Annotated in this window: 11 protein-coding genes and 2 tRNA genes; 9 read left to right on the top strand and 4 right to left on the bottom strand. The window is 60.4% G+C overall.

Annotation, left to right across the window (positions count from 1 at the left end):
• Positions 1-72 precede the first annotated feature (72 nt).
• From R0125_RS08015 to pgsA, 5 genes are all read left to right on the top strand, one after another.
• A complete protein-coding gene (locus R0125_RS08015) occupies positions 73-477 on the top strand; it encodes a DUF1330 domain-containing protein (protein ID WP_248183430.1) in 405 nt (134 codons plus the stop codon).
• A gap of 4 nt (positions 478-481) precedes the next feature.
• The gene (locus tag R0125_RS08010) at positions 482-733 is read left to right on the top strand and encodes a hypothetical protein (protein ID WP_248183428.1); all 252 of its coding nucleotides are present in this window, start codon (positions 482-484) and stop codon (positions 731-733) included.
• A 103-nt stretch (positions 734-836) separates the two neighbouring features.
• The gene (gene uvrY, locus R0125_RS08005) at positions 837-1,499 is read left to right on the top strand and encodes a UvrY/SirA/GacA family response regulator transcription factor (RefSeq protein WP_248183426.1); all 663 of its coding nucleotides are present in this window, start codon (positions 837-839) and stop codon (positions 1,497-1,499) included.
• Complete coding sequence (uvrC, locus tag R0125_RS08000) at positions 1,483-3,321, top strand: excinuclease ABC subunit UvrC (protein WP_317237770.1); 1,839 nt, start codon at positions 1,483-1,485, stop codon at positions 3,319-3,321. Before uvrY ends, uvrC begins: the two co-directional genes overlap by 17 nt.
• A 7-nt stretch (positions 3,322-3,328) precedes the next feature.
• Positions 3,329-3,883 (top strand): CDP-diacylglycerol--glycerol-3-phosphate 3-phosphatidyltransferase, encoded by a 555-nt coding sequence (gene pgsA / locus R0125_RS07995; protein ID WP_317237769.1) that lies wholly within the window; start codon positions 3,329-3,331, stop codon positions 3,881-3,883.
• Here pgsA and R0125_RS07990 read toward each other — a convergent pair whose 3' ends face one another.
• The 4 genes from R0125_RS07990 to R0125_RS07975 are packed head-to-tail and all read right to left on the bottom strand — an operon-like array spanning position 3,884 to position 7,420.
• Entirely contained in the window at positions 3,884-4,489 is a 606-nt protein-coding gene (locus R0125_RS07990; protein WP_317237768.1) for an ABC-type transport auxiliary lipoprotein family protein, read from the bottom strand.
• Positions 4,486-5,424, bottom strand: a complete 939-nt coding sequence (locus R0125_RS07985; protein WP_317237767.1) for an MlaD family protein — start codon at positions 5,422-5,424, stop codon at positions 4,486-4,488. Before R0125_RS07985 ends, R0125_RS07990 begins: the two co-directional genes overlap by 4 nt.
• A gap of 2 nt (positions 5,425-5,426) precedes the next feature.
• The gene (locus R0125_RS07980) at positions 5,427-6,233 is read right to left on the bottom strand and encodes an ABC transporter ATP-binding protein (protein WP_317237765.1); all 807 of its coding nucleotides are present in this window, start codon (positions 6,231-6,233) and stop codon (positions 5,427-5,429) included.
• A gap of 17 nt (positions 6,234-6,250) precedes the next feature.
• The gene (locus tag R0125_RS07975) at positions 6,251-7,420 is read right to left on the bottom strand and encodes an ABC transporter permease (RefSeq protein WP_317237763.1); all 1,170 of its coding nucleotides are present in this window, start codon (positions 7,418-7,420) and stop codon (positions 6,251-6,253) included.
• Positions 7,421-7,533: 113 nt separating this feature from the next.
• Between R0125_RS07975 and R0125_RS07970 the strand changes: the two genes are divergently transcribed.
• From R0125_RS07970 to fdhF, 4 genes are all read left to right on the top strand, one after another.
• Positions 7,534-7,609 (top strand) — tRNA-Gly (locus R0125_RS07970).
• Positions 7,610-7,719: 110 nt separating this feature from the next.
• Positions 7,720-7,793: transfer RNA gene (locus R0125_RS07965), tRNA-Cys, on the top strand.
• Between the two features lie 169 nt (positions 7,794-7,962).
• Positions 7,963-9,678 carry an NADH-ubiquinone oxidoreductase-F iron-sulfur binding region domain-containing protein gene (locus tag R0125_RS07960; RefSeq protein ID WP_317237762.1) on the top strand — a complete coding sequence of 572 codons (1,716 nt, stop codon included), beginning with the start codon at positions 7,963-7,965 and terminating at the stop codon, positions 9,676-9,678.
• An 8-nt stretch (positions 9,679-9,686) separates the two neighbouring features.
• Positions 9,687-12,554 carry a formate dehydrogenase subunit alpha gene (gene fdhF, locus R0125_RS07955; protein ID WP_317237761.1) on the top strand — a complete coding sequence of 956 codons (2,868 nt, stop codon included), beginning with the start codon at positions 9,687-9,689 and terminating at the stop codon, positions 12,552-12,554.
• Positions 12,555-12,559: the final 5 nt, after the last annotated feature.

The raw sequence follows: 12,559 nt of genomic DNA, 5'->3' as shown, positions 1-12,559 counted from the left end.
TGCTAAGCTATAGTGACAGCGATTTAAGACAACCTATAACGACCGTCCAGAGCCTGAAAACCAAGGAAGCACATGGAAACCGTCAATCCGACTCCGGAGCAGCTCCAGAAAGTCCTCGCGGATACGCCAAAAGATCACCCGGTGGTAATGCTGAACCTTTTACGATTCCGTGAGCGGGCGCAATACAAGGATGAAACTGCGGAGCGTTCGGGCCGCGAGGCTTATTCTCTCTACATGAAAGAAGCCGCCGCCTGTGTGCGCGAGGTCGGTGCCGAGGTGATCTGGTCGGGCCGAAGCCTGGGCTCGCTGATTGCGCCGCCTGACGAATCGTGGGATCAGGTGTTGCTGGTCCGCTACCCCTCGATTGACGCCTTTATGGCGATGATCGAGAGCCAGGAATATAAAGGCGTGGTGAAACACCGTACGGCGGCCCTGGAAGATTCGCGACTGGTGGCCAACCTCGAGGGCCAGAGCTGACAGCATGACCGACGATGCCAGCCAGCAGGGGCAATCCGATCCCCGGGAAGAAAAGTTTGTGGTGGATACCGGGTTGCTGTCCGAGGATCAGATTGACGGGCTCGTTGACGAATACTGCACTCGTTACCATGGCCTGAACGACACCGAAAACCCGATGGCTGAACGCGGCCGGGTGATGGCGGCGGTACGCCGTGGTGAACTGGTGGTGTGGTTCGACCCGGTTGAGAACACCGCCGGGCTTGGGCAGCCTGCTTGAGCGTACATTCAGTTTGGATGAAACCCCTGAAACACCTACCCGGGGCCTTTCTTAGGCGGTACAATCCGTGTGTTTTTACCAGAAGCCGCGTGCGAGGTGAGTTTTGATCAGGGTATTGGTTGTTGATGACCATGAGCTGGTGCGCTCGGGGATTACCCGGATGCTGGCGGATAACCCCGACATTGACGTCATCGGCCAGGCCTCATCCGGTGAGGATGCCATTGAGTTCGTCCGTAAGCAGTCCCCGGATATTGTTCTGATGGATATCCGGATGCCGGGTATCGGTGGTCTTGAAGCCACCCGTCGTATCCTGCGGATTGACGACGCCATCCGCGTGATTGTCGTGACCGCCTGCGCCGATGATCCATACCCGACTCGCGTCATGCAAAGCGGGGCCTCGGCGTACATCACCAAGGGTGCAGACATTAAGGAAATGGTCCGCGCCATTCGCATGGCCCATTCCGGTCAGCGTTACATCAGCCCTGAAATTGCCCAGAAAATGGCCCTCAAACAGCTGGGGGGCGACCACAATGGCGAAGACGGGGATCTCTCCCTGTTCGACCGCTTGTCCGAACGTGAGATGCAGATCGCCATGATGGTGGTTGACTGCCAGAAAGTTCAGGACATCTCGGACAAGCTCTGTCTAAGTCCAAAAACCGTCAACAGTTACCGTTACCGGATATTCGAGAAGCTGGAAATTTCCAGCGACGTTGAGCTCGCTTTGATGGCGGTACGGCTCGGATTGCTCGATGCCGACCAGGTCTGAATTCGATTCCCGCAGCTTTCTCAAGCAATTAACAGAACGGCCCGGCGTCTATCGCATGTTCGATGACGGTGGTTCCGTGTTGTACGTCGGTAAGGCCCGGAATCTCAAGAAACGGGTGGGTAGCTACTTTCGCAAGACCGGGCTGGCGCCGAAGACTGAAGCGCTGGTTGCCAGAATCGCGTCCATCGAAGTCACCATTACCGGCAGTGAAACCGAAGCTCTGCTGCTTGAGCAGAACCTCATCAAATCCCTGCGGCCGCCCTACAATATTTTGCTTCGGGACGATAAATCCTATCCTTATATTTATCTGTCTTCTCACGCCGATTACCCGTCGCTGACGTTCAGGCGAGGGCGCACCAAGAAGGGCGGTGGAACCTGGTTCGGACCGTTCCCGAGCTCCGGCGCCGTCAAGGAAAGTCTTAATATACTGCAGAAAGTATTTCGCATAAGATCATGTAATGAAAGCTATTTCAGAAACAGAACACGCCCCTGTCTGCAGTACCAGATCAACCGATGTACCGCGCCTTGCGTTGAATTCATCACGCCCGAGGACTACCAGGAAGACATCCGCCACGCCTCCATGTTCCTGGAGGGAAAAAACCCCGCCATCATCCACGACCTGATGGCAGCGATGGAAACCGCCTCGAAAAACCTCGAGTTCGAAAAGGCCGCCAGCTGCCGCGACCAGATCAACCATCTGCGCCATGTGCAGGAGCAGCAGTCGGTCGATGGCGAGGGTGGTGACGCAGACGTGGTCGCCATTGAACAGGATGCCGGGGTTGTGTGCGTTGTGGTGATCATTGTCCGGGGCGGTCGGGTGCTGGGCACCAAGGACTACTTTCCCCGCTATTCCATTGAGCAGTCCGAGGGCGAGCTGCTGAGCGCTTTTCTCGGCCAGTATTACTTTGGCGGCAGCACCCGGCGGGAAATTCCCCGCGATGTTCTGGTGCCCGTTGAGGTGGACGGCCAGGAACTGCTGGCGCAAGCCTTGAGTGAATCGGCAGGGCGGGACACCCGCATTCGCCGTAATGTGCGTGGCGAGCGCCGGAAATGGCTTGAACTGGCCATGACCAACGCCCGGCAAACGTTGCTCAGCCACCTCGCCAGTAAAGAAACCGTCTATCGACGTCTGTTGGCCCTGAAGGACATGCTCGAGCTGCCGGAAACCCCGTCACGCATGGAATGTTTTGATATCAGCCACAGCCATGGCGAAAACACGGTCGCATCCTGTGTGGTTTTCGATGAGAATGGTCCGCTGAAGAGCGATTACCGCCTGTATAACATCGAGGGTGTGACCGCCGGTGATGACTATGCGGCCATGCGCCAGGTGCTGACCCGTCGCTACAAGCGAATGGTGTCCGGTGACGGAAAGCGGCCGGATCTGGTGTTTATTGACGGTGGTAAGGGGCAGTTGAATATTGCCCGGGAAGTGTTTGATGAGCTTGAGATTTCAGACATTCCGCTGATTGGCGTCGCCAAAGGCGTCACCCGTCGCGCCGGCATGGAGCAATTGATCGATGCCATGACGGGGGATGTGTTCCGGGTGCCCGCAGACTCACCGGCGTTGCATCTGATTCAGCATATTCGCGACGAATCCCATCGCTTCGCGATTACCGGGCACCGGGCCCGGCGTGATAAAAAACGGCGGCAGTCCACGCTGGAGGGGATCGAGGGCGTTGGTCCGAAGCGCCGGCGGGATCTGATTCGCTATTTTGGCGGCATACAGGAACTTCGCAAAGCCAGTATCGACGAGATGACCAAGGTCCAGGGCATCAGCAAGTCGCTGGCAGAAAACATCTACGCAGCCTTGCACGACGAATAGGAAACCAATGAACTTACCCAATATTCTGACCATGTCCCGCATCGTGATGATCCCGGTGTTTGTGGTGATTTTCTACCTGCCGGCGCAATGGAGCTATCTGGTCAGTGCTGCGATTTTTGCGCTGGCGGGTGCCACCGATTGGCTGGATGGGTATCTGGCCCGCAAGCTTGACCAGAGCACACCATTCGGTGCCTTTCTGGACCCGGTGGCAGACAAGCTCATGGTGGCGGTTGCCCTGACGGTGCTGATCGAAGAGCACGCAAGCCTGATCCTGACGCTGCCGGCCACGATTATTATCGGCCGCGAGATTGTCATTTCCGCACTGCGGGAGTGGATGGCAGAAATGGGCAGCCGGGCGAGTGTCGCGGTGTCTTACATCGGTAAGATCAAAACCACTGCGCAGATGGTTGCCATTATTGCGTTGCTGGCGTTTCCCCCCGGGGTATTCGGTGCCTGGATCGGCACAGGGCTGCTGTACCTTGCGGCCGTTCTGACGCTCTGGTCGATGTTCCTGTACCTCAAGGCCGCCTGGCCTGATCTGTTTCCGAAGCACCCGGCCTGATCAGCCGAGGCAGTTGTCCAGCCAATTCCGGACCTGACGGCGGAGGTCCTCGCCGGCAGTGCCAAATGCCGTGACCACTGCGTCTATGTCGCCGGCTACCGCCGGCTCACTGACCTCGAAGTTGCGGGTGCACAGGGTGGTCCGTGAGCGGTTGTCCATGATCTGTCCATACAGCGTAATCGTTACGCTCACTTGCCCGTCCCGGGTTTCGCTGTGAAAGCCATACAGATCGCTGGTGAATGTCAGGTCGCTGGCTGTAGGGCTGGATTCATTAATCACTGCATCAAAGCGTCCTTCCTGCCTCAGAGATCCAATGATCAACTCCCGTACCAGTACCGGTGCCGTGTCACGCCAGCGTACCTTGCCATACATCTGATATTCGTTGGGGGAGGGTTTGGTCAGGATGCGTGAGCTGTCAAAAGGTTCAGTAGCCAGTGGCGTGTCGACACGCAGGGATCGACCGTAACCGGGCGTTGTTGCCTCGGCCACGTCAGCAAGTGCAAGATCCATGACTCGCGGCGGCTCGCCTCCGGGAAACACTGTGCATCCGGAAACAGCGAGTGCGAGGCCCAGTGCAGCAAGTATCGGTAAGGGCTGGCCTGTCATTGTGGCGCCTCCTGCATGGTTTCCCGGCCCCAGATCGTGCTCGATGGGTTGTCCTCAAGCCGGCGGGTGAAATGGTTGAGGTTGCGCAGCGTGCTCCTCAGTTCTCGCAGCGCCGGAGACAATTCACCCAGGCCGCGCAAGCCCTCGTTGAGGGCGCCTTCGTTGTTTGCCGTTAGCAGATCGATACGTGTGGCCGTGGCCTGAATGGACGCAATGGCGGTGTTGAGTGCGGCAAAGGTTTCCTGCCCCTCGTTCTGGAGAAAACGGTCGGCGTTGTCGGCAAACCGATCCACTTTGGCGGCGGCCTGTGCCGCCCGCACGCTCGCATCATTCATCCGTTCCATCAGCTGCTCCAATTCACCCCTGTGCGCCAGCAGCGCTTCCGTGGCGGCTCGCGTGTTGGCGAGAATCACAGTCAGGTTGTCGCTGTTCTGTTCGGAAAACAGCGCATTGGCGTTGGTCAGTAGCCGGTCGGCTTTGCTCATCAGGGCCTCGCCGTTATCAAGAATCGACGTGAACGCCGAGGGCTCAGCCATGATCAACGGTGGGTCGTCGCGGGGGCCTTCAAGCACCGGGCTGTCCAGCGTCCCCCCCTGGAACCGCACACTCATGCTGCCGGTGATGTTGGCCAACACCAGACTGACCCGGCTGTTCTCGCGAATGTTTACGTCATCGTATACGCGCACCAGAGCCCTCACATGACTGGGGTTCTCCGGATCCAGATAGAGGTCCACCACCTCGCCGATGCCGACCCCGCTGTACTGCACCGGGTTGCCCTTGGAGAGTCCACTGACTGCGTAATCGAAGCCGATCTCGTACCAGGCCCAATCTCGGTCGGTGTTGGATTTCCCGAGCCAGAGCGCAAACAGCAGGGCAGCGGCGAAAACTGCCACCGTAAACAGGCCGATCACCAGATGGTGGGCTTTGGGCTCCATAGTTACTGCTCCTGAATACCGGCGGTGGCTGCCTGTGCGGCAGCGCGTCCCCTGGGGCCGTGGAAATAGTCCTGAACCCACGGGTCGTCGGTGGTTCCCACTGCTGCCAGCGTATCAGCGACGAGCACCTTTTGCTGTGACAACACCGCAACCCGGTCACAGGTAGAATAAAGCGTGTCCAGATCATGGGTGACCATGAATACGGTCAGACCGAGAGCGTCGCGCAGGGTTTTCAGCAAGTGATCGAAGGCTGCCGCGCCGATGGGATCCAGCCCTGCGGTCGGCTCATCCAGAAACAGAATTTCCGGATCCAGAGCCAGAGCGCGGGCCAGTGCTGCCCGTTTGACCATGCCACCGGACAGTTCTGCCGGGTACTTGAGGGCAGCATCAGGCGGTAGCCCCGCGAGGGCGAGCTTCATCTGGGCGAGGTGCTCCGCCAGGGGGCGCTTTAGGCCAGCGTGTTCGATCAGGGGAACGGCGACATTTTCCTGCAGGTTCAGGGAGGTGAACAGGGCGCCGCCCTGGAACAGCACACCGAACCGCTGCTCGATGCCGGACCGTTCACGGGGCGAGAGCGCTGGGAGATTCTGGCCGAAAACTCTTACTTCGCCGCTCGTGGGTTCGTGCAGACCTACGATACTGCGCAGCAGAACCGACTTTCCGGTTCCGGAGCCACCCACCACACCGAGAATTTCACCTTTGAGAATGTCGAGGTTCAGCTGGTCATGCACCAGGTGGGACCCAAAGCGGTTGGTCAACCCACGTACCTCAACCAGGATCTGCCCGGACGCATATTCCGTAACGGCCATACTGCCTTCTTCCACGGTTACCACCCCATTTCCATAAAGAATAGCGCAGCAGTCGAATCCAGCAGTATCACCATAAAAATAGACTGCACGACGCTGGATGTGGTGTGCTCGCCCACCGATTGGGCACTGCCGCTGACCTTGAAGCCTTCCAGGCAGCCAATAACCGCAATCAGAAAGGCAAACACCGGAGCCTTGCCGAGGCCCACCAGAAGGTGTTTCAGCGCGATATCACGTTCGAGTATGGCGAGAAACTGGCCGGGGGAGATGTCGAGGACAAGCGCACAAACCGCAGCGCCACCGATCATGCCCGAAATCATGCCCACAAAGGTCAGTATCGGCAGGCTGATCATCATGGCTAATACCCGGGGCAGTACGAGTAGCTCGATGGGGCTCAGTCCCAGAGTACGGATCGCATCGAGCTCTTCGTTGACCTTCATGGCACCGATGTGGGCGGTAAAGGAACTGGCGGTTCGACCGGCCAACAGAATAGCCGCCAGCAAAACACCGAACTCGCGCAGGAACGAAAACGCCACCAGATTGACGGTATAGATGGTGGCGCCGAAGTCCTCCAGAACGGTAGCGCCAAGAAACGCGACCACAGCGCCGACCAGAAAGGTGAGCAGCGCGACGATTGGCAGGGCATTCAGGCCAGTGTCCTGCACCGCGGAAACCAATGAAGTCACCCGCCATCGTTTGGGGCGTGGCAGGTTGTAGGCCAGAGCGGCCAGGGTCTGGCCAATGAAACCCAGCAGGAGCGTCAGTAATTGATAGAGCTGCTCGGTGCGTTGGCCTGTGATGTTCAGGGCGGCAATCAGCGGATGGATCGTCGGTCGGTGAGGTGCGCTCCGGTCGGCCATCGCGGTGGCAACGGCATGGAGTAGGGCACATGTCTCTCGTGGTAAACCCGGGGTGTTGTCCGAAAGCCGGACCAGGGCTTTGGCGCCGAGAAGCTCCGCAAGCAGTGCAGCGCCCGCTGTATCGATTCGCCCGAGCCCGGATAGGTCGCCGTGGTGGATCTGCCCGGAGGTCTGGTCCTGCAACCGGTCAATGTCGGCTTTCAACCGTCGATAATGCGCCAGCACCCAGTCACCCCGGATGAGTAGGCAGTCTCGCTGCTGAACAACAGCGCCGGGGGCGCCCGGTACCGTTGGCGTTTGGGGGTCAGTGGAGTGGGGTGGCTGCGTCATGTCGCTCCTTGTTATTGTTTAAATAATATGCATAAAACGCAGATAAAACAAAAAGTTGAAAAAAGAGGTTGACGCAATCGGTCGAATCCGTAGAATACGCCCTCGTTGACCAAGCGGGAATAGCTCAGTTGGTAGAGCACAACCTTGCCAAGGTTGGGGTCGCGAGTTCGAATCTCGTTTCCCGCTCCAACATCCAGTGCCACTGGTTTTATCCAGAGCTTCTGGTTTGAGGTTCAACACAGTCTCTCAATGCCCACCTGAGAGCATGAAAGTCCCGCAGATTCCTTCGGACTTTTCCCGGCGCGGTGGCAGAGTGGTTATGCAGCGGACTGCAACTCCGTTAACGCCGGTTCGATTCCGACCCGCGCCTCCATTATTTTTCTGATCCCAAATATCCCCAACGCTTCAGGCCAGGTCTGTTTGCGTCCCGTACCCGTTTCCGTTCGTCTGGTGATGCCCCCCCTGCTATGCTTCAATGATGTGCAAAGCGTCAGGTCAGCCAACAAGGCTGTCTTACGCACTTCGGGGCCTGGTCAACAACAATGAACACAGACGAACCGATGGTCAAACCCCGGCGGCCTTCTCCGCGCGGGCGCCAACTTGAGCCCGTTCTACTGGCGGAGTTGCGCGACCTGCTCGGCGACGAGCGTGTCGATGCCACATTGCGCCACCGCGAGCATTTGATCGAATACCTGCATGCCATTCAGGATACCTGTGGTTACCTCTCCGTACCCAGGCTACGGGCCCTGGCGGCCTATATGAACCTGCCCATGGCCGCCGTCTACGAAACAGCGACCTTCTACGCCCATTTCGATGTTGTTCACGATGATCAGACGCCACCCCCTGCGTTGACCCTGCGAGTGTGCGACTCACCTTCCTGCCGTCTGGTGGGCGCATCTACACTGCACGACGCGCTGGCGAAGGGGGCAGATCCTGCGCAGGTCAGGGTTGTACGAGCACCCTGCATGGGGCGCTGCGATACTGCGCCGGTGGTTGCTGTCGGGCATCACCATGTGTGCAATGCCGACGTCCGCACCGTGGGCGCTGCCCTGAAGCAGAGGCAGGTTCAGCCACGGCTGATCGCCTGGCAAGGCCTCGCGGATTACCGTCTGGCCGGTGGTTATCGGCTGCTCACGGAATGCCGCGAGGGCACAGTGAGTGTTGCAGCGCTCGCCAGCGAACTGGAGTGCGCCGGCCTGCGTGGCCTCGGTGGTGCGGGCTTTCCGACCTTCCGCAAATGGCAGGCAGTGCGGGCCGAACCCGGGCCGCGCTATATGGTGATCAACGCTGACGAGGGCGAACCGGGCACCTTCAAGGATCGTTTTTATCTGGAGCAGGCACCCCATGGATTTCTTGAGGGCGCTCTGGTCAGTGCCTGGGCGGTCGAAGCGCAGGCTCTCTATATTTACCTGCGTGATGAGTACCCCGGCCTCCACAGGGTGCTGACCGAGGCTATTTCCGAACTGGTGGCGACCGGTATCATCGAGGCAGGCTTTGTAATCCTTCGCCGGGGGGCGGGCGCCTACATTTGCGGTGAGGAGTCAGCGCTGATCGAATCTCTGGAGGGCAAACCCGGCAAACCTCGCCTTCGCCCGCCTTTTGTTGCCCAGAAAGGGTTGTTCGGACGGCCCACCCTGGTCAATAACGTCGAGACCGTCTACTGGATTCCGCGCATTCATGCCGAAGGTGCCGAGTGGTTTGCCAGCCAGGGACGCCGCGGGCGGCGCGGTCTGCGCAGCTTCTCGGTTTCCGGGCGGGTCGCTCGCCCCGGCGTGCACCTTGCGCCGGCAGGCATCAGCCTCGCAGAACTGATTGAGGAGTATTGTGGCGGCATGGTCGAAGGGCACCGCTTGTTGGCTTATCTGCCCGGCGGGGCCTCCGGCGGGATTCTCCCCGCGAGCAAAGCAGACATCCCCCTCGATTTTGACACTCTGCAGGAACACGGCTGTTTTATCGGCTCAGCCGCGGTAATCGTCCTGTCCGATCAGGATGATTTACCCGCCGTGGCTGCCAACCTTCTGGGCTTTTTCGCCGACGAGTCCTGCGGGCAATGCACCCCCTGCCGTGTCGGCACCGAGAAAATGCTGACGCTGCTTGAACGTGACACTTGGGATGAGGAGACGCTGCAGCAGTTAGCCCGTGTGATGGCGGATGCCTCCATCTGCGGGCTGGGGCAGGCCGCACCGAACCCGGTGTTGAGTCTGCTGCGTGACTTCCGCAGCGAACTCTCCAGTCGCAACCTGATTGCCAAAGGGTAGGGGTCGCCATGAGCAATGCCAACACAAGCTTCAGTTTGACACTGGATGGCACCGAGGTTCAGGCCCGCCCCGGTGAAACCCTGTGGCAGGTGGCGAAACGCGCCGGTGAGACCATTCCTCATCTATGCTTCAAGGACACGCCCGGCTACCGGGCGGATGGCAATTGCCGGGCCTGCATGGTCGAAGTGGAGGGGGAGCGAGTGCTCGCTGCAAGCTGCGTCCGCGAAGCAGTTCCCGGCATGGTGGTGCGCAGTGCCGGATCCGCCCGTGCCCAGGAGGCCCGCAGAGGCGTTCTGGCATTGCTGCTGGCGGACCAGCCTGAACGCGAGAACAGTCCGGACCGCGCCAGCGACCTGTGGCATCTGGCGGATCAGCTGGCGATCGATGCCGGCGCAGTGCGGCGGCGCCTGCCGGCCAGGGCAGAGCGCAACGCGGCCACCGTTCATCATGTTGTGCCAAGAGCAGATGCGCTGGGCCACGCCGGAGGCCATGATGCCACGCACCCGGCGATGACCGTCAACCTGGACGCCTGCATCACCTGCGGCTTGTGTGAGCGCGCTTGCCGCGAGGTTCAGGGCAATGACGTTATTGGTCTGGCACACCGGGGCGCCGCCTCCAAGGTGGTGTTTGATTTCGATGATCCCATGGGCGACAGCACCTGCGTTGCCTGCGGCGAATGTGTTCAGGCCTGCCCGACAGGCGCGCTGATGCCCGCCACCCTGGTGGATGCCCGGGGTCGCGGTGACTCCGCGACGGCGGACCGCACCGTTGACTCTGTTTGCCCCTACTGTGGGGTGGGCTGCCAGTTGACCTATCACGTTAAAGACGAGCCGTCCCGATCAGGTGAGCCACGTGCACGTATCCTGTTCGTGGAGGGTAAGAACGGACCGTCAAACCAGGGTAGGCTCTGCGTCAAAGGGCGGTTTGGCTTCGATTATCCTGCGCACCCGGCGCGACTGACCCGGCCGTTGATCCGCCGGGAGGGCGTGCGCAAAGGCCTGGATCCCGATTTTGACCCGACCCATCCATTGACTCACTTCCGCGAGGCGGGCTGGGAGGAAGCGCTGGAGGTGGCGGCAAAGGGGCTAACTCAACTTAAAGCACAACACGGTCCGAGCGCGCTCGCCGGCTTCGGCAGCGCCAAATGTTCGAATGAGGAGGCCTGGCTGTTCCAGAAGCTCGTGCGTGCGGGTTTCGGTTCCAACAACGTTGACCACTGTACGCGGCTTTGCCACGCCAGTTCCGTGGCGGCGCTGATGGAGTGTCTGGGCTCGGGCGCCGTAACCGCCTCGTTCATGCAGGCACTGGAGGCCGACGTGGTGATCCTGATTGGCTGCAACCCGGCCGTGAACCATCCGGTGGCGGCCACCTATTTCAAACAGGCGGCGCGCAACGGCACCCGGCTGATCATTCTCGACCCCCGGGGCCAGGCGCTGGACGCCTACGCCTGGCGTAGCCTGCGCTTTTCACCCGGCGGCGACGTGGCGCTCCTTAACGCCATGCTCCACGTCATTGTCAGTGAAGCGCTCTTTGACCGACGCTACATCGAAGCCCATACCGAAGGCTTTGAGGCGCTGGCGGCCAGTGTCGCGGAGATGACGCCTGAATTGATGAGCTCTCAATGCGGGGTGGCACCCGAGATGATTCGCGAGGTGGCCCGTGCCTACGCAGGCGCCGAAAAGGCGATGATCTTCTGGGGCATGGGGATTTCCCAGCACGTGCACGGCACCGACAACGCCCGCTGCCTGATTTCCCTGGCGCTGGCGTGCGGCCACACAGGCCGTCCCGGCACTGGCTTGCACCCGCTGCGGGGCCAGAATAACGTGCAGGGAGCCTCCGACGCCGGCCTGATCCCCATGGTGCTGCCAGACTACCAGCCGGTGGGAGACGCGCAGCTGCGAGCCGCTTTCGAGGAACTCTGGGAGACCAGACTTGACCCCGAGCCGGGCCTCACCGTCGTGGAGATCATGGGGGCCATCGCTGCCGGGACCATCAAGGGTATGTACATCCTGGGGGAAAACCCTGCGATGTCCGACCCGGATCTGACCCATGCCCGGGCCGCACTTGCTGCCCTTGAGCACCTGGTGGTGCAGGACCTGTTCGTCACGGAAACCGCCCAGTATGCTGACGTCATCCTGCCTGCTGCGGCCTGGTCGGAAAAGTCCGGCACCGTTACCAACACCAACCGGCAGGTGCAGATGGGCCGCGCCGCGGTGCCGCCGCCAGGGGCCGCAAAGCCCGACTGGTGGATTATTCAGGAGGTTGCCCGGCGTTTCGGGCTGGATTGGCAGTACGCCGGCCCCGAACAGGTGTTTGCTGAGATGAAACGGGGCATGCACTCACTGGACCACATCTCCTGGGATCGCCTGGAGCGGGAGGGGTCGGTGACCTATCCCTGTTTCGCCGACGACGCGCCGGGCCATGATGTGGTGTTCTCGGATGAGTTTCCCCGGGCCGGAGGGCGGGCCAGATTTTCACCAACCCGGCCGTTGCCGCCGGACGAGCCGGTGGATGCGGCCTATCCCGTTGTTTTTATGACCGGACGGCTCCTTGAGCACTGGCACACCGGCGCCATGACTCGTCGCAGCAAGGTGCTGGATGAGCGGGAGCCCGAAGCGGCGGCTTTTCTCGCATCGGAGGAGCTGGCGCGCCTGGGCATCGCATCCGGTGATCTAATCCATATTGCCACCCGGCGCGGCAGCATTACCCTGACCGCGCGGGCCGATCAGACCATGCCCGAGGGCGTGGTGTTTGTACCCTTTGCCTTCGTAGAGGCGGCGGCCAACCTGCTGACCAACCCGGCACTGGATCCAGACGGTAAGATTCCCGAGTTCAAGTACGCAGCGTGCCGGTTGAGCCCTGTGAGGCCGGGCTGACACAA

Source organism: Marinobacter sp. M-5 (assembly GCF_032911545.1).
GTDB classification, from domain to species: domain Bacteria; phylum Pseudomonadota; class Gammaproteobacteria; order Pseudomonadales; family Oleiphilaceae; genus Marinobacter; species Marinobacter goseongensis.
Note: the sequence above shows the minus strand (reverse complement) of the source record. Positions and strands in the feature narration are given on the sequence as shown.